Below are 18,625 nucleotides of genomic sequence, written 5' to 3'. Positions count from 1 at the left end.
GTGGCCAGCATCCATATTTTTGGATGCTGGCCACTGCCTTTTGTTCTTTAATTCTGTTACTTCTTGCCGGCCTTGAGCTTGATAACCACTGCATCAGCAGCGGCAGAAAGGATGGCTGGAAGGATATAGCGGGCCAAGGTCACCAGGGTGAAGAGGATCATCGAACCGCTAGCCGAACCGGCTACCGACAGGGTTACAAATCCCATGCCGAGCGCCGAGCCAAGCCCGACGAGCCAGCCCGCAAGCTTGCGTGGACGCAGCACAAACCAGCCAGCCAGAGAAAGCACTGGCAATAGCAGGCCCCACACCGTGAAGTAGCCGGTGTACATCCCGGTCAGATCCAGTCCTGAGACCAAGAACCAATCGCCGTACTCCACGGTGTCCAGCACCGGCAGCTTGAGCAGGATGTCCAGGACCAGTGAGAGCAAGACCAGCAGCATGGCGAAGATCTTGGTGTCCTTGCGGGCTTCGAGCAACCAGAAGCTTCCAATGGCCACGAGCCGGACCACCCACAGCGCGACCAGGGAGAGCAGGCTTCCTCCGGTGACAAAGTCGGCGGTGGTAATCAGTGTGGATCCGGTGATGCCGATGGTCAGCACCAGCCAAACAATGATCAGGCGGGCAGGCAGCTGCAACAGGGATTTTTCTTCGTTCACTTGGCCAAGTCTAGTGATGCTAGCTGTGCAATTCGTTTCCCTGATCTGCGCAATCACGCTTAGATCTCTAGTTTCAGCGCCTTGCGCAGCGTGAGCGCGCCACCGGTGTGCATCACTGCCCGTCGGTAGATCTTCTCTGCGAACAGCAGCATCGCCCAGCATGAAGCCAAGAGGATCGCCAAGGAAAGTATCGGCTCCCAGATCGCTACCTCGCCGGATAGCAACCGGATCGGCATCGCTGCCGAAGAGACAATGGGGATGTATGAGGCGACTACCAAGAAGCTGCCCTTGGCGTACATGCCAATGAACAAGACAGCCATCAAGAGCCCTACCACTGGGCCGCTGGACTGCTGCAAATCCTCGGTGCGGGTAGCCAGCGAGCCCAAGGTGGCCCAAACCCCGGCGAGGAGCAAGAAGCCGCCAAAGAAGAACACCACGAACCAACCAGCGACCTGGGTGACAATGCCAAGGAATGGTATTTGGATTGGGGAGAGGTAGGCAGCGAGCAGTCCGATGCTCAAGAATGCCAACAGCTGGATCATTGCAAGAATGACATTTCCAATGATTTTCCCTGCCAGCAGCTCGCGCAAGCGGATTGCGCTGGCCAGGATCTCGACTACACGGTTCTGCTTTTCCTCAATCACCGAGTTGGCAATGGGCATGCCAAAGAGGAACGCCGCCATATAGAAGAGGAATGAGAAGACCAAGGCCATGACGCGGACCATCGCGGCCTGTTCGGTGTCGCCATGAAGCTGGTCCAGCACCAGATTGTCATTGCTTGGAAGGCTGGCTGCATCAAGTCCGGCCCGGGCCAGCAGCTGATCAGCCATCACGGTTTTCATTGATTCGCGCACCAAGGAACCTAGCTCCTGGTCCACCTCGTTGAAACCGGTGAGCGTGAATTCCTGCGCATCATCCGAACTGGATAGGGACGCATCCAGCCGCTCTTCTGCAAGTTCCTGCTTGGCCTGGCCGGAGTCGAGCCTTGAAATCGTCAGCTCGAGATTGTCGGGCAGGTCTTCCCGGGCTTGTTCCATTACCTTGTAACTGATCGCATCGGTGGCTGCCACCGAGAAGTGCGCAGTGCGGGTGGCGAAGAAGCTCGTGACAACAACGGAACCAATGATGAACAGGACCGTGACGATGGTGCTGATGATGAAGGCTTTATCGCGCAGCTTGGTCTCAACCTCGCGTAGCGCAACGATGAGCCAAGGGGCTGTAGAAGTATTCACTTGATGATCTCCCGGTAGATGTCAGCCAGCGACGGGCGGTGGACCGCGAACTCCGCGACAGGACCACGGCTGAGGGCAGTGGCGAGCACGCGCTGCGCATCAGTTTCGGTTTCGAAACTCACTAGCGCGTCCGGGCCCGAAATATCAATCACGCTGACCCCGGGCTCATCGCGCAGCCACCCAGTGTCGGATCCCAAGGACAGGCGGTGTCGTGAAGCCTGGGTTCTACGAAGCTGATCAGCTGGCGAATTGGCAAGAATTTTGCCGTTCTGGATGATCACCAGATGATCCACCAACACATCGAGCAGGTCCAGCTGATGCGAAGAGAAAAGCACCGGAACCCCACGTGCTGCGTAATCGCGCAAGATTGAGCTCATCGCATCTACCGCGATCGGGTCGAGGCCGCTGAACGGTTCGTCGAGGATCAGCACATCGGGTTCATGCAGCAAGGAAGCCGTGACCTGAACGCGCTGCTGGTTACCCAATGATAGGGACTCGAGCTTGGATTTGGCGCGGCCATCCAGCCCGAAGCGGGCCAGTAATTCCATGGACCGCTTGCGTGCGCCCGAACGGGTCAGGCCATGCAGTTGTCCGAGATAGATCAGCTGGTCGATCACCGGCTGCTTGGGATACAGGCCGCGCTCTTCGGGCATGTATCCGAAGTTCGGCCGGGTATCTGACTCCAGGCGCTGGCCGTTGAGCGTAATCGAGCCGGAATTTGCGCTGAGCAGACCCATGATGATGCGCATGGTGGTGGTTTTGCCGGCACCGTTGGCACCGACAAAACCGGTCAGCGCCCCGCTAGGGACAGTGAAGCTGATGTCGTCGAGCACCAAATGTTCTGCAAATGACCGTGATATATGGTGTAGCTCAAGCATGATTTCCTCTGCTGAAGTATTTCTTTCTGCTTATCAGCATAGGAAAAGTTGCTTCGGCTGTGCTCCGTCTGAAGGCTGAAACTATTGGATGAGTCCGGCACGGTGGGCAAAGAGAACGCCCTGTACCCGGTCACGCAGGTGCAGCTTGGCCAACAGGTTGGACAGGTGGGTTTTCACCGTGGCTTCGGATAAGCCCAGCACTGCGGCGATTTCCTGGTTGTTCTTGCCGGTGGCCAGTTCGCCCAGTACCTGCCGTTCGCGTTCGGTCAGGGCCTCAAGCAGCTGGGCTTCGGCGGTGGCGGCAGCTGAGGGAGTGCTTTGCGCGGCACCGGTATTGCGCTGGATGAGTTTGAGCGTGACTTCGGGGGAGAGCAGCCCGTTGCCGGCTGCGACCTGATGCACTGCGGTGGCCAGCAATTCCGGTTCCGCATTTTTCAGCAGGAATCCGCTGGCGCCGGCATCCATGGCGTCGAAGAGGTAGTCGTCGCGGTTGAAGGTGGTCAGCACAATGACCTTGGTCTGCGTGGTGCTGGCAATGAGCTTGGTTGCTTCGATGCCGTCCATTTGCGGCATCTGGATATCCATCAGTGCCACCGTGGGGTTCAGCTCGCGAACCATCTCTAGGCCCGCCTGGCCATTTGAAGCGGTGCCGATGACGTGGATGTGCGGATCAGTCTCCAAGATCAACTTCAATGAGGAGAGGATCAAAGGCTGATCGTCGCAGATCACCACGGTAATTTTGGTCATGAGACCAGCTTAGTTGCCGCATCGGAGACCACGCGCAGACGTGCGCGGGTACGCCATCCGTGAGGCACGCGGGGACCGATTTCGACGACGCCGTGATGCAGGTTGGCGCGTTCGCGTATACCGCGCAGGCCAAATCCTCCGCCACCGGAATCAGGTCGCGGGCGTCCACTATCGGTGACCTCGACTTCAACCCAAGTGCCGTCATGTCCGGTTCCCGAACGCAGTGACAGCACGGCTGTGCGGGCAGTGGAATGCGCACGGACATTGGCCAGAGCCTCGCCACAGATGCGGTAGAGCGCCAGTGATAAGCCAGCTGGCAAGGTATCGATGAAGCCGGGCTGATGCTCATCGGTAGAAAGCTGGACGCTTAGTCCTTGGCGCTTGTTGGCGGCAAGCAGCTCTTCAAGCTGTGCCATGGAAGGTTCTGGGTTGCGTGATCCGCCGGATGAATCCGCAGCTGACTCGGGACCGTCATGTTCACGTAATACACCCAGCAGGGCGCGTGTTTCACCCACAGCACTGCGCGCCGAGTCTTCAATTCCGCGCATCAGCTCGATGGATTGCGCAGGATCGCGGTCATGGACCATGCGAGCCGCGGAAGCTTGGACGCCCACCGAAGCAATGTGGTGGGCAATTACATCGTGCAGTTCGCGGGCGATGCGCAGCCGTTCCTCATTGACCGCGCGGTCAGCCAGCTGCTGAGCCTGGTCGGCAATGCGCTGGGCCTGGACCTTCATGATTTGCGTGCCATAGGCATTGGTCCAGCTGACCATGCCTAAGAAGATCGCGCCGCCGAAGTACATCAGGTTCATCAGCAGGTTGTAGAGGATGAACGCAGAGCTGGCCGGCAACACCCCTGCTGGATCCTTGACCATCGAGGTGCCCGCGGCCTCGAAAAGGTCTGAGGCGAAGAAGGAGGCAATGACCCATGTGGCCATGAACAGCAGCACGACGCTCATGGCCGTCCACAGGCCGCGGCGATTCTTGGACCAGGTGACGGCCGTGTAGATCCCGATGAAGTAGGCAAGCTGGGCGCACAGCTCCATGCCTACCCGATAGGTGCTTTCGCTGCCAGCACTCACAAAGGCCGCCGAACCGATGAGCATCATCGTGATGGGCCAGCGTCGGCGGAACATCAACGGCAGGACTAACGCGGACAGCACGAGATACGCAAGAATCCGGTCAGGCGCGTCTTTCCGCTCGGTCAAGGACATGGACAGCTCGTGCATAATGAGTGCCAGAGCCAGGAAGCCCAGCGCAACGTAGATATCGCGGCGCAAGCCCTTCTTGTCTGGAGAGGGGCGTTCCCAATCCACCGGAGGCAGCGAGGGCAATCGCCGGTGTACTAGTTCAGGGAGTCGACGCATGATGTTCCTTGATCAATTTGTGGGTCATACCTAGCCTCTGACATTACCGTTTCGTGGTTTTCAAAGCACGAGCCTGAAGGCTTACGCCAAACGTTGAGATAAGAAGTGGGGGAACTAGGCATATAGGTTACTTAGCAGTAATGTGATGGTATGCACATGATTTTCCGAATCCTCATGGTTTACCTGAACAGCAAGAAAGCTTCCAAGCTGTCCATGTTTGATACCAGTTCAGTAAAGATGCGCGCCACGCTGACCGATATCGACTTTGCCGGTCACATCAACAACGGCATGTACTTCTCCATTTTTGATCTCGGACGCTTTGACTTGATGTTCCGCTCCGGTGTCTGGGACATCATGTCCAAGAACAAATGGGTCCCGGTGGTGCAGACCGAGACCATCACGTTCCGCAAGTCCGTCCGGCTGGGAACCAAGTTCTCCCAAGAGACCCGGCTGATCGGCATGGATGACAAGTGCATCTTCTTCGAACAGCGCATTGTCGTGAAGGGCGAGATTTACGCTCGCGCCTATATCGCCACCCGCATGACCTCGAAAAAGGGTGCAGTGTCGAATGAAGAAATCCTGGCCGCGGTTGGCTTGGAGCTTCCAGCCGACATGGCGCTGCCCGAATGGCTGCACGAGTGGCGCGAAGACGGTGCGCTGCCCAGCACCCGCAAGCCTGCCCCGCACAATTGGATCCGCTGAATCATTCCAAGCGCGGATCAGCATGCCGAATAATGGCGTGCTGATCCGCGCTTTGTCCTGTGACAGCCGGGCAGAGCCTTGGCATGCCGGACGACTGGAACTTTCTAGGCCTTGATTGCGTCAATGAATTCGGCGATCAGCTTCGGATCCTTGATTCCGCGAGAAGATTCCACGCCAGAAGAAACGTCTGCGCCCCACGCGCCCGCAGCATCCACTGCTTCCACCACGTTTTGCGGCGAGAGCCCACCGGCCACCAACCAGTGCCGGCCAGCGGCCAGATCCTTCACCGCCGCATAGTCCCAGCTTTCGCCACTGCCGGGAACTGACGCATCGATGAGCAGCAGGTCTTCGCCCCAATCGGCAAACTGCTCCTGCGAGTCGTTGCGCCGCACTGCACGGATGACCTTGAACCCGGCCTCATGGGCGGTAGCTACCTCAGCTTGGGTACGCTGCCCATGCAGCTGCACCCAGCTCACGCCTGCCTGCGTCGCACGCTGAAGGACCGTTTGGATATCCTCACTGCGGAACACCGCAACCGTGGCGATGGCTTCATCAATAGCCTTCACTAATTCGGCGGCCTGCTGCGGGGAAATCTCACGCACGCTGGAAGTCAGCACGAACCCGATCGCGTCAGCGCCATGGGCCACGGCAACCTGGACATCTTGTGCGGTGGACAGCCCGCACACCTTGACGAAGGGCTTGGATGCACTCACTTGTCGCTCTCCTTGGCCATATGAATCGGGGTATAGCCGCCGGGAGCGTTGGCGCGGATGGCCAACAGATCGCGGGCATGCTGCCAGAGGCGCTTGTCTTCCTCGCTGACCGGAATCCACGGCTTGACCGGAACCGCGGTACCGGTTTCATCGCGGGTCACCATCACCGTCAGGCAGTATGTCGTCAGCTGCATCTCGCCGGTTTTCGGATCGCCCGAACGCACATGCACGGCAACGTGCATCCCCTTGTTTCCGGTGTACACCAGGCGGGCTTCGACCTCCACCAGATGGCCGATCAGCAATGGGCGGTAGAACCGCACGCCGCCGGAAAACACCGCTACGGTTTCCTGCTGGCAGTAGCGGGCCGCGCAAAGTTCAGCGGCATCATCGATCCACTTCATCACGATGCCGCCGTGGACCTTGCCACCCCAGTTCACATCGGTCGGAGCAGCTAGAAAGCGCAGGGTCACGCGTTCGGCAGTACCCTCATCGGTGTATACCTGGTCATTCATGGACGCGACAATCTGCTCGCGGATTTCAATGCGTGCCAGCGCGTTCTCACGCATGGTGATTTCCTTGGCCGTGCCCGGGGTGAAGGGTGGAACCGGGGTTGGCTTGCCGTCTTCGCCGACGGCCACGAAGATCACCAGGCAGCTGCTGGATTTCACCGGGCGCAATTCGCGCGGATCACTGAAGGAGACTTCGGTGTGGATGTGCATGGAGCTCGTTCCGGTGTACACCACCGAAGCGGTGACCTCCACCAGATCGCCGGAGTGGATCGGGTCTTCGAAGTGGATGTTCCCCACGTAGGCGGTCACGCAATAGCTGGAGGACCATCCCACCGCCGCAGCGTAGGCGGCCTTATCAACCCATTCCAGGACGCTACCTGCCGGAACTATCCCGGTGACATCGACGTCGGTCGGTGCGGCCAGGAATCGCAGGGTCACAGAATGTGGACGTTGTTTTAGCTCCGGAGTGCTCATGCACTCCAGTTTCGCGTATATGGCTCGTCACGGGCAATGTGTGACGCATCCGGGGCGCCGGCGCCACGAAGCGCCCATGGCTAGGGGCTGTTCGGAGGCTCTGGCCTAGGATAGGAGGGTGCGTAGGGTCTTTGGAATTTTCTCGGCTTCAACAGCCATCGTGGTAGCGCTGAGCCTGATTGCCGCGGCGGGAACCGCCGGTCTGGTGATTGTGCTCGGCGAGGGGCTCGATGAGCTGATGGCCGGACGCCGGTTGGGCGCCCCATGGTATTTCAGTGCCTTCGGCGAACTGCTGATCACTACCGTCGCGACTTTCTTGATCCCGGTCGTGATCTCGCACCACACCCAAGAACTCACCGAGCACCATCGCACGAAGCTGCTCAAGCACTATCTTTCCATCGGTCCGCTGGCGGTACGCAACGCCGGGGAAGGCGAGCTGGTGCACGCCGCCATGGACTCGGTGGAACGTTCTGTGAAGTACCGGTCCAGCTTCATTGGGCCAGCGGTCTCCGCGGTAGCCACCCCGGTGCTGATCCTGTGCTTCATTGCCTTTGCCATTGATCCGCTCAGTGCACTTCTGATGCTGATCCCTACCGCTCTGGTACCGGTCATTGTGCTCGGATTCCAACAGCGCTTTGGCTCCTCCAACGGTGAGTACCGTCGAGCGCAAGGCATCTTGTCGGCGACCTTCCTTGATGCGCTGCGCTCATTGGGCATGCTCAAGCTCAACGGCGGCAGCCAGTGGATGGGCAAGCGCATCAGGCAAGCAACCGAAAGAGTACGCCAGCAAGTGATGAAGCTGCTGGCCCGCAATCAACTGATCCTGCTGGTCATCGATTCCAGTTTCGCGGTGTTGCTGCTTTCCAGCGCCGCTCTGCTGGCCTGGTGGCGAGCCGGCACCGGAGCCATCACCCCTGGCGCGGCGATGTCCCTGGTGATTCTGAGCTTCTTGATGCTCGCCCCGGTGAACTATGTCGGCAGCTTCTTCTACATCGGGATGACCGGCAAGGCCGCCGAGAAGAAATTGGCAGAAATCGCCGAAATTCCGATGCACCGCTCCATGGCCAACCCGCTGCACGTGGACTTGCGCCACCGCGACTTGATCCTGGACAAGGTCAGCGCCAGCTACGACAACGAACACCATGCGCTATCCGGGGTCACCTGGCATTTCCCCGCAGGTTCGCGCACAGCCATTATCGGCCCCTCGGGAAGCGGCAAGACCACGTTGCTGCGTGTGCTGCAAGGACAGCTCGAAGCCACAGGCGGTAGCATCCGCGATGCGCGCCAAGCCATGGGTTCTGCAACCTTGAAGGCCAATACAGCCGTAGTGGAGCAGAAGGCAACTCTCTTCGGGCTGAGCCTGCGTGAGAACCTCTTGCTGGGTGCGCCCAAGGCTAGCGATGAAGACCTCATCGAAGCGCTGCAGGAAGTCGGCATGGGATCCTGGCTGGCACAACAGCCCGGGGGATTGGATGAACGCCTGGGCGAAAGCGGGGCCCGCCTATCTGGCGGCCAAGCCCAACGCATCTCCCTGGCCCGGGCCCTGCTGGCGCAGCGTCCAATCCTGCTGCTCGATGAGCCCACCAGCGCCTTGGACGTGCAGACCGAAGAGGAAGTGCTCCAAACCTTGCGTGCGGTCAACCGCAGCACCACGGTCATCACTGTCACCCACCGGCTGGGGCTGCTGGCGGACTATGACTACGTGCTGGTCATGGATCAGGGGCAGCTGATCCAGGCTGGAGACCGAGAAGAACTTTTGGCTGCCGAGGGCTATCTGAAAGAAGCCATGGATGGATTTCGCCAGCGCACTGCTGCGCTGCACACCAGCAGCCCGGCACAGCCAGGGGAGGAGAACTAATGCCAACGCAGAAAATTTCCACCCTTAAAACGGTCAACTGGCTGATCGGCAGCACCAAGGATCTGCTCCCGCCTCTCTTGCTGGCCTGCATCTTGGCCTGCGCCACCCGCATCGCATCCTTGGGGATCTATCTGGTTGCCGGCATAGGACTTCTCAAGGTCTTGCAGGTGGACCAGGCAGAACTGCTAGCCGGCCTTAGCTGGGGTGTGCTGGTGGCCCTGATTATCTTCCTTGGACTGCTCAAGGGAGTAGTGCGCTACTTGGAGCAATATATCGGACATCGGGTGGCGTTCCTTTCCCTGGCACGGTTGCGCAACCGCATGTATGAGGCTTTCGAACGCCAAGCGCCCTTTGCCGCCGACAGCAAGAACTCCGGCGGAATGCTTGCCAAGGCAACCAGCGACATTGACAAGGTGGAGGTGTTCTTCGCACACACCCTGCCACCGGCTGTGGCCGCGGTAGTGCTCAGCGGCCTGGCAACCTGGGGCACATGGGCCGTATTCGGGATTCAACCGGCAGTGGTGATGCTCGCCGGCTATGTGCTCATTGGCTTGGTCATTCCCGCCTTGGGCGTTGGCACGCTGCGCCGCAGCGCAAGGGACGCAGCCAAGGCGCGGGGAACCCAGAATCAGATGCTCGCCGATGTCTTGGGCGGCATCGACGTGATCCACGGATTCAATGCCGGCAAACCAGTCATCGAAGACATGCAGCACAGCCTGCAGCACGCCAGGAGTGCCGGACTGGCCACCGGAAAGCTCAGCGCCATCCGGGCCGCACTGACGCAGCTGGTGCTCTGGGGCAGCTTGATTGCGCTCTTTGTCCTGCTTGGAACCGCGCAGCAGTTCGGTGCCTTGATCATTCTTTGCTGCGCATTGATCCCCTCCTATGAAGCGATGCGCGCGGTGGATGGCTTCATCCTCGGGTTGCAAGATTCATTGGCCAGCGCTCGCCGACTATATGCCACCGCGATCCAAAAGCACCCGGTGAGCGAATCGGCCAACCCGCTCCCGCTGCCAACCAGCGGAACCCTGCGCGTGGCTGACCTTGAGGTCAACTATGGAAACCAGCTGGTGGTCCAAGACGTCTGCTTTGAACTAGAACCAGGATCCTTGCTGGCCTTGGTGGGCGAAAGCGGATCCGGCAAGTCATCGGTTGCCGCGGCGTTGGTGCGCTCGGTCCCAGCCTCTGGCACCGCAACCTTCTGGCAGGTTCCGCTGGTCGATGCGAGCCTGGAAGAACTGCGCCGCCGAATATCCCTGGTATCCCAAGAAGCAGTAATGGTCCGCGGCACGCTGCGCGAGAACCTCCTGTTAGGCGCCGAAGGCATCAGCGATGAAGCGATGGAAGAAGTCCTGGAAGAACTGGGACTCGGAGCGTGGCTGCGCAAGCAGAAGCAAGGTCTGCAGACCCGCTTGGGAGATCGATTCACCAGGCTTTCAGGAGGTCAGCGCCAACGTCTGGCCCTAGCCCGAGCCCTGCTGCGCAACCCCGCGGTATTGATCCTTGATGAATCCACCAGTGCCCTGGATGCGCGCAGCGAACAGCTGGTCCTTCAAGCAGTGGCTGCCCGACGCAGGGAAGGGATGGCGGTGCTGATGATCAGCCACCGGCTGTCGATCCTTGAACAGGCGCAGGAAATCCTGGTGATGCACGAAGGAAAGGTCGTTGAACGCGGAGCGGCGCAAGCGTTGCTGCGCGATGAGGATTCCTTGTTCTCACGCATGGCCGTGCGTGAAGCGGACCGGATTCTCCCAGGCTAAGCCACCGGCGCAAGCGTGATTAACCTGACAAGTGAACTGGCAAGTACTAGGCTCGCATCATGATGCGAATAGTGGTTCTTCTGTTCCTGGCCGTCCTATTCAGTGGCTTCGTGGTGACCTCGATCCTTGCCGGCACCTCCGGTGAATGGGTGTGGTGGATCCTGGTCGTACTCACCGGTTTGCTGGTGCTGCTGGGCATTCGCGATCTGTTGCAGAAGAAGCACGCGATCCTGCGCAACTTCCCGATTGTCGGCCATGCCCGCTATCTGTTCGAATTCATCCGTCCTGAGATCCAGCAGTATTTCATTGAACGCAATACCGATGGCCGTCCGTTCAATCGCGACACCCGCTCGCTGATTTATGCACGCGCTAAGGGCGCCGATAGCCACAAGGCTTTCGGTACCGAGCTGAACGTCAACGAAGTCGGCCATGAGTATCTCTTGCATTCGGTAGCTCCGGTTGCCCCGGCCACGACCCAGCACCGTGTCCGTGTCGGTTCCAGCCAGTGCACCCAGCCCTATGAGATTTCACTGATGAACATCTCCTCGATGAGTTTCGGTTCGCTCTCTGCCAACGCCGTTCTTGCGATGAACAAGGGCGCGCAGATGGGCGAGTTCGTCCATGAGACTGGAGAGGGCGGGCTGACCAAGTACCACTTGGAATACGGTGCAGACCTGTTCTGGGAAATCGGCTCAGGCTACTTCGGTTGCCGTACCGCGGAAGGCCGCTTCAACCCTGAAACCTTCGCCGCCAAGGCGAAACATGAGAACGTCAAAGGCATCACCATCAAGCTCTCCCAGGGTGCCAAGCCAGGTTTGGGCGGCGTGCTTCCAGCCGCCAAGGTCACCGAGGAAATTTCCGCGGCCCGCGATGTGCCAATGGGCGTGGATTGCATTTCCCCAGCCAGCCACGCCGAATTCTCCACCCCGCGCGAATTGATGCATTTCGTCGCGAAGCTTCGCGAGCTCTCCGGTGGAAAGCCGGTGGGCATCAAATTCTGTGTCGGTTCACGCACCGACGTCATGGCCATTTGCAAGGGCATGCTGGATACCGGCATCCTGATCGACTTCATCACCATCGATGGCGCTGAAGGCGGAACTGGGGCCGCCCCGCTGGAATACGAGGACCATGTCGGTGCCCCGCTGACCGAGGGGCTGATGCTGGTGCACAACACCCTGGTTGGTGCTGGGCTGCGCGATGAGATTCGCCTCGCCGCTGCAGGCAAGGTAGCCAATGGATCTGACATCATCAAACGTCTGATCCAGGGTGCGGACTTCACCTTCTCGGCACGTTCGATGATGATGGCCACCGGCTGCATTCAGGCCCAGCAGTGCCATACTAACCACTGCCCAGTGGGCGTGGCCACGCAGAACAAGCGCCTGATGCGTGCCTTGGATGTAGAAGATAAGGGCCACCGCGTCTACAACTACCACCGCTTAACCGGCTCTTCAGGATTGAGGGTGTAAACGCCGTCTAAACCCACCGGTCTCCAACAACGACCGGGCGATATAGTGCGCCAGATTCTTGAACCCCAACGCGATACCTCGCAGATGCTCCAACCTGCCATTCAAAGCCTCGGTAGGACCATTCGAACTACCAATATGATCAAAGTACGCGAGAATGTCCGTCTTCCTCCTGCGCAGGGTGCCGCCGAGCTTTTTCAGCTCCGGCAACCCTTTCGGTACCTTCGTGCCAACTTCGTTGATCAGTTGCTCCAAGGCCCACCGTCCGACCTCGGGCTTCGGTTGCCGGTAGGCATCCACCATCTTCTGATACACGCTCCAGACCAATTGAACCGGCTCATACTCCGGCTCCTTGAACAGGTCTTCAAGCTTGGTCTTCTGCTTTTCCGTAGCCAAGGATAGTCCCGTGGTCAGCGTTCGCCTGCACTTGTAAAGCGGGTCATCCTTGCGTCCTCGACGCCCATGTTGCTCACGTTGAATCCGTTGCCGGGTCTGGTCCAGCGCCTCGGAACCTAGTTTGACTACATGGAATGGATCCAACACCTCCACCGCGTGGGGTAGCTCCTCGACGGCAGCTGTTTTGAAGCCGGTGAAACCGTCCATTGCGACGACTTCAATGCCCTGTTTCCATTGTTCTTCTTGATCAGCCAGCCAGGTTTTGAATACAGCTTTGGATCTTCCAGGGACCATGTCGATCAGTCGTGCGGTACCGGTGCCGTCACGCACCGCGGTGAGGTCCACAATCACGGTGACGTATTTGTCGCCGGTTCGGGTATGCCGCCAAACATGTTCATCGACTCCCAGCACTTTGACCCCGTCGAAGCGGGTTGGATCATCAATCAGTAAGCGTTGACCTTCAGCCAGCACAGCCTCATTGGCGGTATTCCAGGTGACGCCGAGGCCTTCGGCAATTCGGGAGACTGACAAGTGGTGGCAGACCAGTCCAACCAGCGCCCAGCGTAGCCCGGTCCTGCTGATTTTCTGGCGTGGCGCTACTGCTTGGGACAGCTCTTCACGCCAGACTCGTTGGCAATTGGCGCAACGGTAGCGGCGGTGTTTGATGACTAGGACAGTGGGACGCCAGCCCAATGGTTCGTGGGCGAGGCGGCGGGTGACGGTATCGCGTGGAATGCCTGCTGCTCCGCAGGTTTGGCACCAAGGGATCGGGTTGGTGACGTGGCAGAGGATTTCGGCTTTCGCTGCGCTCAGGTGTTGCCCGATTGCGGTCAGTCCCAAGCCGTCAAGATTGGTGAAAGTGGTGAGGTCTGGTGCGGTGAAGGTAGGATTGAGCAACGTCGAGGTCTTTCGAAAATGGCTAGTGTAGTAACTTCCATTCTTCTGGAAGACCTCGACTTTTTCGTGCTCGGCGACATGCCCGGGAATCGGGGTGTTGGTTTCAGGTGGTTACACTCTTATTCCTGAAGAGCCGCTTAACCGTCACCGAATGCGCACAGATCATGGCCTCAATGGGGTTGACCAGCCCGGAGCAGCTGAACACCCAAATGCTGCGCCGTCGAGTGAACCTGCAGTCCACCCGTTCCTACGCTTCGCTGTTCCAGTGGTTGCGCCCCGGCGAACTGCTTGAAGGTACGCCAATCTCGTGGAAGGAAGACTGGGATGAGGCGGATGCTGATCACTTCGGTGAGCATGCGGCGCTGGAATACCAAACTCCCAAGGGCGTGGGAATCGTCCCGGCAACCGTTCACGAACCAGAAGATGCCGTAGACGCACCGCGGATTGAACCCAAGGATTCCGCGAAGGTCCACCCGGTGCATGCAGATGTCACCCGCCCAGAAGGCCGGCCAGGAGCCGAAAGCTAGTCTTCTGTTCCTTCAGCTAATGACCGCAATGCTGCGTGATCCACTTCTTCCAAGGAAGCTGGACTCCACGTAGGGTTGCGGTCTTTGTCTATGACCTGGGCGCGGATGCCTTCAGCCAGATCCGGCCGGTACATCAAGTACCGGGCCAGCCGCAGCTCGCGGTCTAATGCTGAACGCAAATCCTGCTCTTCACGTGCTGCACGCACGTTGTAGAACGCGCTGGCCACACTGGTCGGGGAGTTGGCTGCCAGCTGCTGGGCGGCGCGCTGAGCAGATGGGTGAACCATGTGCTGAAGGCGATCGAAGACTTCTTGCGGAGTGACGGCTCCGAAAGCGTGATCGATCCAGCCCTGATCCATTTCCAACGCGAAAGACTCAGGTGCACCGTGCATCACCTCGATGGCCGCGGCGATTTCACCGGCGTTCAGTCCCACGAACTCATCGAGCTCGTCGAGGATATTCTCGGCGAAGCCCTCGGTGACCACGACATCGGCGAAGCCCAGCAACACCGCATCAGCTCCGGTGAATGATTGCGCGCTCATGGCATAGTATTCGCCGAAGTGGCCCGGTGCGCTGGCCAGCAGGTGGCTCCCGCCCACATCAGGGGTGTAGCCGATCTTCGCTTCGGGCATGCCCATCGCGGCATTCGCAGTTACCAGACGTACCGGTGCATGGGAGGCCAGGCCGATGCCGCCGCCCATGGTAATCCCATGTGCCAAGCTGATCAACGGCTTGGGGTAGGTGGAGATCAGATAATCCAGATCAAACTCGGTGGCCAGCAAGTTGGCAAAATCTTGATGCCGGCCGGTGGTGATCGCCGCATGGAAGTCTGCAATATCTCCGCCGGCGCAGAAGGCACGCTGTCCACGGCCGGTGAGCAATACCAGAGAAATCGAGGAGTCCTGGGCCCAGGCACGCAGCACCCGGCTCAGCTCATTGAGCATGTCCAGATTCAACGCATTGAGCTTCGCATCGCGATTCAACTCGATATGTCCGATAGGACCGTGCACGGTTGAGATGATCTGGCTCGGGGCAGCAGTTGCAGGACTTTGGTTCTCCACCAGTGATTTCCTCTTTCTAGGTACAGCTACTGAAGCGACGGTGTGGTTCAGGAAGCGCCCTACTGGGCGAGTACCTGGGCCAGTCGATCCAAGACCAATGCGGCTTTTGGCTTCTTTGAATTTTCTGGTTTCAGCGCAAAGATCGAGCGGGCCAAGCGGATCTCGGGGGCATCCACGATGCGGATACCTTCCGGAGCATTGGCCATCGCCAGATCAGGAACCAGCGCGGCACCCAGCCCGGAGGAGACGAGGCTCAGCGAAGCGTTGAAATCATCGCAGTACGCAGCGACCTGCGGGTGGATGTTGTAGGAAGAGAACAATCGCGAAATCAAGGTGGCGTCAGAGGTGCCAGGATGGTGGAAGATCCACGGCCATTCGGCCAGCTGGTCCACGGTCAGCTGCGAGTCTTCAGCGATATGCCAGGAAGCTGGGATCACCACACGGAACTGGTCATCGCCCAGCCAGGTGCGTTCCAAGGAGGCTGGCCATGACAGCCCGCCAGGGCCTACTTGGAAGATCAGCGCCAAATCCAGGTCTCCGCCGGTTCCAAGGCCGGCCACGGTTTGCTGGGGTTCGCCAATCCACAGGCGCAGGTTGACACCCAATGAGGCCCAATCTTGGGCCTTGAGGATTTGCGGCAGCGCGTAGGTCGCGAGGGAAGGGAAGATGCCGAGCTTGATTTCTTCAAGGTCGGTCGTTTCTGTGGAGATGGTTGCGACGTCGGCCATCAGGGCGTCGAGGTCGGTCAGGACGCGTTTGGCGTGGCGCACCATGCGCAACGCACCGGGGGTTGGCGTGATGGAACGTGCCCCGCGCAGGAACAGCGTGGTTCCGGTGCTGCGCTCCAGTGCTGTCATCTGCTGTGAGACGGCACTGGCCGTGTAGCCTAGGCGGGTTGCGGCCGTGGCGAAGGAACGATGCGCCACCACTTCAAGCAATGTGCGCAAATGAACTGGATTAATCACTTCTAAAGTCTATGGCCTTAGCCAAAGATTTGCTTAGCCCACGGCCTAGAGTTCGTCCTCAAGGTCAACAAGTTCTGTGGTTTCTTCGTCATCATCGTCGTTTTCGGCGAATTCATTATCGAGCTGATCTTCGGTTTCCAGATCATCATCGTAGAGGTAATTGCGCTGTGCCAGCGGATCGAGATTGCGCATGGTTTCGGGCATGTCGCTTGAGCCCTCATACGCCTGGGAATCGCGTCCGTCATCCGGCTCGTAGATGTCGTTGCCGTACTGCGGCGCAAACTCTGTGGTGTCGAAATCCTTAGTCATTGCGTACTCCTTCGTCGAATACGAGGGATCCGCCGGAAGCCGGGAATTTACCTCGTGACTTCTCGTATCACCAGAGTAGGTCGCGACAACTAGAAACGAAAGACTTGTTTTCTGCAGTGGATGGTGAATGACTTCCTAGTGGTCATGTTCGGCATAGTGTTCCAGCAGCGGAGCGGCACGGTAAGCCAAATGCGTATGCAGCGCGAAGGTCGTTTCTGAACGGGTGACACCCTTGACACGCAAAATCTGGCGTAGTGCAGATTGCAGCTGGTGGGTGTCGGTGGCGATAAGCCTTACCCACACGTCACCCCGCCCGGAAGTCTCGTGGATTTCCAGCACGCTGGGGATCTGGCGCAGTGCGGTCACTACGGAATCCAGATCGCGGTGATTCACTTCCAGGGTTACGAAGGCGAGTACGTCGTAGCCCAGCTTGCTCAAGTCGATGTCGCGGCCGCCGTCGCGAAGGATTTCCGCACGCTGCAAACGGCGTAAACGCGACTGCGCTGTGTTGCGCGCAACACCCACCTCATCTGCGAGTTCAGAGATTTGGATGCGTGGGTCCTTGATCAAGGAGAGCAGTACTTTCAGGTCTACATCGTCTAATCGCACTATATGCTCACTCCGGGTCCACTGAGGGGTTAATTTTTTGAACAAACTGCTCAAATCCTAACAAGAAATATCTCTGGTTGCTTTCTACCGGAGGATATTAGTGACTGAACGATCTGTTGCAGTAGACAAACTCAAGCAGAACGCTCAACTAACCGGTGGGGCTGCGAGTGGCTCCACCGGTAAAAACTTTTTCTGGGCAATATTCAAGCCCGAATATTCTGAACTACTTTGATCCTGGGAGTGAATTTGTCGGTCATCAGCGAGCTGCGCATGCAACCAATGAATCACCGCGTGCTCTCCTGGAATCCAGGGCTGACCGCCCGACTGGTGATCACCGTAGCCGTCAGCTTCCTGTTGCTGGTAGGCGCCAACCTGGCCACCCCGCTGTACCCAGCCCTTCAAGCTGAACTGCACCTTGGCGCCATGGGAACCACCGTGGCTTTCGCCAGCTATGTCTGTTCGCTGATGCTGTTCCTCTCAACCGTGGGACATTGGTCAGATCATATTGGCCGCCGGGCCGCATTGGTGGTCGCAGTGGTCGTTTCCTTGGCAGGGACCCTGGTCTTCGGATCGGCTAGCAACCTACTGGAGCTGTGCCTTGGCCGCGGACTGCAAGGTACCGGCGTCGCCTTGGCTACCGGTGCCAGCGCTGCCGCGCTGCGTGAACTGCTGCCTGCCCGTCCCGAATGGGCATCGCGCTTCACCCTCCTTGCGTCCTCGGGCGGCGTCGCTTTCGGCCCAGTCCTTGGTGGGCTGTTGGCTGACTTTCCCGGCGGGCGCACCACTGTGTTCACGGTGCAGGCAATCTTATTGTTGCTGGTGCTGATTCCATTGAGCACCTTGCAGGCCCGGCCTGCCATTGCGCAGGCCGAACGCGGGCAACGAAGCAAGGCGCTGGCCCCACGCCGTTTGGGTGTTCCAAGTTCCGCCCGTTCGCAGTTCTGGCTCGCTGCCCTAGTGGGTTTCCTGAGCTTTGCCATCTTCGGCTTTGTATTGTCCTTAGCCCCGGGCTACTTCGCTCAGGCTTTCGGACTGGAGTCGTTGCTGGCTATTGGCTTGATTGCCGGTCTGCCCTTGGGTGTCTCGGCGCTTTCGCAGCTGGTAGTTCGTGGCGGCAAAGTCTTGCTGCCTGTCGGATTGGGTTTGATGGCAAGCTCGGTCATCCTGCTGGCCTTGGCCGTGGAGCACCAGCTTCTGGTGTGGTCCATCCTTGCGCTGGTTCTCTTGGGTCTGGGCCAGGGCATCGCCTTCCGCACCGCGTTTGCTTCAGCCGTTGACGCCGTAAGCGACCATCAGCACGCCCAAACCGTCTCTACGATTTACCTGGTGACCTACCTTGGCAGTGCTCTTCCAGTGATCGCGCTGGGTTGGGCTGTTAGCGTCTTCGGACAGCAGCAGAGCATTCTTGTGTTCTCCATCTTCTGCGCCGTACTGGCGGCCGTGCTGGCTAGCTGGGCCATGGCAGGACAGCGCAAAGCACGCTGAATCGCGCGTAATGTGGA

The 18,625-nt window shown here is 59.0% G+C and carries 18 protein-coding genes; 6 read left to right on the top strand and 12 right to left on the bottom strand.

The features are described 5' to 3' along the window. Positions 1-56 precede the first annotated feature (56 nt). From AARI_RS14420 to AARI_RS14400, 5 genes are all read right to left on the bottom strand, one after another. On the bottom strand, positions 57-656 hold the full coding sequence (locus AARI_RS14420; protein ID WP_041649005.1) for a hypothetical protein: 600 nt from the start codon (positions 654-656) through the stop codon (positions 57-59). Between the two features lie 59 nt (positions 657-715). Beyond that, positions 716-1,888: an ABC transporter permease gene (locus AARI_RS14415; RefSeq protein ID WP_013350015.1), complete on the bottom strand. Its 1,173-nt coding sequence runs from the start codon at positions 1,886-1,888 to the stop codon at positions 716-718. Next, the gene (locus AARI_RS14410; RefSeq protein WP_322786086.1) at positions 1,885-2,721 is read right to left on the bottom strand and encodes an ABC transporter ATP-binding protein; all 837 of its coding nucleotides are present in this window, start codon (positions 2,719-2,721) and stop codon (positions 1,885-1,887) included. Before AARI_RS14410 ends, AARI_RS14415 begins: the two co-directional genes overlap by 4 nt. A gap of 126 nt (positions 2,722-2,847) precedes the next feature. Beyond that, complete coding sequence (locus AARI_RS14405; protein ID WP_013350013.1) at positions 2,848-3,513, bottom strand: response regulator; 666 nt, start codon at positions 3,511-3,513, stop codon at positions 2,848-2,850. Further along, complete coding sequence (locus AARI_RS14400) at positions 3,510-4,880, bottom strand: sensor histidine kinase (RefSeq protein ID WP_013350012.1); 1,371 nt, start codon at positions 4,878-4,880, stop codon at positions 3,510-3,512. The genes AARI_RS14405 and AARI_RS14400 overlap by 4 nt, the downstream gene beginning before the upstream one ends. A 150-nt stretch (positions 4,881-5,030) precedes the next feature. Between AARI_RS14400 and AARI_RS14395 the strand changes: the two genes are divergently transcribed. After that, complete coding sequence (locus tag AARI_RS14395) at positions 5,031-5,582, top strand: acyl-CoA thioesterase (protein WP_041649001.1); 552 nt, start codon at positions 5,031-5,033, stop codon at positions 5,580-5,582. A gap of 104 nt (positions 5,583-5,686) precedes the next feature. On the opposite strand, the gene AARI_RS14390 is transcribed toward AARI_RS14395, so the two are convergent. Together AARI_RS14390 and AARI_RS14385 are read right to left on the bottom strand one after the other, a co-directional pair. Beyond that, positions 5,687-6,295, bottom strand: a complete 609-nt coding sequence (locus AARI_RS14390; protein WP_013350010.1) for a phosphoribosylanthranilate isomerase — start codon at positions 6,293-6,295, stop codon at positions 5,687-5,689. Beyond that, positions 6,292-7,278: an acyl-CoA thioesterase gene (locus AARI_RS14385; protein ID WP_013350009.1), complete on the bottom strand. Its 987-nt coding sequence runs from the start codon at positions 7,276-7,278 to the stop codon at positions 6,292-6,294. The genes AARI_RS14390 and AARI_RS14385 overlap by 4 nt, the downstream gene beginning before the upstream one ends. Before the next feature lie 118 nt (positions 7,279-7,396). On the opposite strand from AARI_RS14385, the gene AARI_RS14380 reads away from it, so the two are divergent. Genes AARI_RS14380 through AARI_RS14370 form a run of 3 tightly spaced genes read left to right on the top strand, consistent with a single transcriptional unit; the run spans position 7,397 to position 12,362 of the window. Further along, the gene (locus tag AARI_RS14380; protein WP_013350008.1) at positions 7,397-9,136 is read left to right on the top strand and encodes an ABC transporter ATP-binding protein/permease; all 1,740 of its coding nucleotides are present in this window, start codon (positions 7,397-7,399) and stop codon (positions 9,134-9,136) included. Next, positions 9,136-10,896: an amino acid ABC transporter ATP-binding/permease protein gene (locus AARI_RS14375; RefSeq protein WP_013350007.1), complete on the top strand. Its 1,761-nt coding sequence runs from the start codon at positions 9,136-9,138 to the stop codon at positions 10,894-10,896. The genes AARI_RS14380 and AARI_RS14375 overlap by 1 nt, the downstream gene beginning before the upstream one ends. A 59-nt stretch (positions 10,897-10,955) precedes the next feature. After that, positions 10,956-12,362, top strand: a complete 1,407-nt coding sequence (locus tag AARI_RS14370) for an FMN-binding glutamate synthase family protein (protein WP_041650081.1) — start codon at positions 10,956-10,958, stop codon at positions 12,360-12,362. On the opposite strand, the gene AARI_RS14365 is transcribed toward AARI_RS14370, so the two are convergent. Continuing rightward, positions 12,345-13,652 (bottom strand): ISL3-like element ISAar19 family transposase, encoded by a 1,308-nt coding sequence (locus AARI_RS14365; RefSeq protein WP_013347368.1) that lies wholly within the window; start codon positions 13,650-13,652, stop codon positions 12,345-12,347. The two genes, AARI_RS14370 and AARI_RS14365, sit on opposite strands and share 18 nt — an antisense overlap. A gap of 107 nt (positions 13,653-13,759) precedes the next feature. Between AARI_RS14365 and AARI_RS14360 the strand changes: the two genes are divergently transcribed. Then, positions 13,760-14,179 (top strand): hypothetical protein, encoded by a 420-nt coding sequence (locus AARI_RS14360; RefSeq protein WP_157867160.1) that lies wholly within the window; start codon positions 13,760-13,762, stop codon positions 14,177-14,179. On the opposite strand, the gene AARI_RS14355 is transcribed toward AARI_RS14360, so the two are convergent. The 4 genes from AARI_RS14355 to AARI_RS14340 all read right to left on the bottom strand — a co-directional run bounded on the left by AARI_RS14355 (position 14,176) and on the right by AARI_RS14340 (position 17,126). Continuing rightward, positions 14,176-15,240: an enoyl-CoA hydratase/isomerase family protein gene (locus AARI_RS14355; RefSeq protein ID WP_013350006.1), complete on the bottom strand. Its 1,065-nt coding sequence runs from the start codon at positions 15,238-15,240 to the stop codon at positions 14,176-14,178. The genes AARI_RS14360 and AARI_RS14355 overlap by 4 nt on opposite strands. 59 nt (positions 15,241-15,299) lie before the next feature. Beyond that, a complete protein-coding gene (locus AARI_RS14350; RefSeq protein ID WP_013350005.1) occupies positions 15,300-16,205 on the bottom strand; it encodes a LysR family transcriptional regulator in 906 nt (301 codons plus the stop codon). A 45-nt stretch (positions 16,206-16,250) separates the two neighbouring features. Beyond that, positions 16,251-16,514, bottom strand: coding sequence for a hypothetical protein (locus AARI_RS14345; protein WP_013350004.1), 264 nt, complete (start codon positions 16,512-16,514; stop codon positions 16,251-16,253). Positions 16,515-16,649: 135 nt separating this feature from the next. Beyond that, a complete protein-coding gene (locus tag AARI_RS14340) occupies positions 16,650-17,126 on the bottom strand; it encodes an Lrp/AsnC family transcriptional regulator (protein ID WP_041650078.1) in 477 nt (158 codons plus the stop codon). A 237-nt stretch (positions 17,127-17,363) separates the two neighbouring features. Between AARI_RS14340 and AARI_RS14335 the strand changes: the two genes are divergently transcribed. After that, on the top strand, positions 17,364-18,608 hold the full coding sequence (locus AARI_RS14335; protein WP_404813056.1) for an MFS transporter: 1,245 nt from the start codon (positions 17,364-17,366) through the stop codon (positions 18,606-18,608). The last annotated feature ends 17 nt before the right edge of the window (positions 18,609-18,625 follow it).

The sequence above is a fragment of the Glutamicibacter arilaitensis Re117 genome, from assembly GCF_000197735.1.
GTDB classification, from domain to species: Bacteria; Actinomycetota; Actinomycetes; order Actinomycetales; family Micrococcaceae; genus Glutamicibacter; species Glutamicibacter arilaitensis.
The sequence above is the reverse complement of the archived record's forward strand: the minus strand, read 5'-3'. Positions and strand labels throughout refer to the sequence as shown.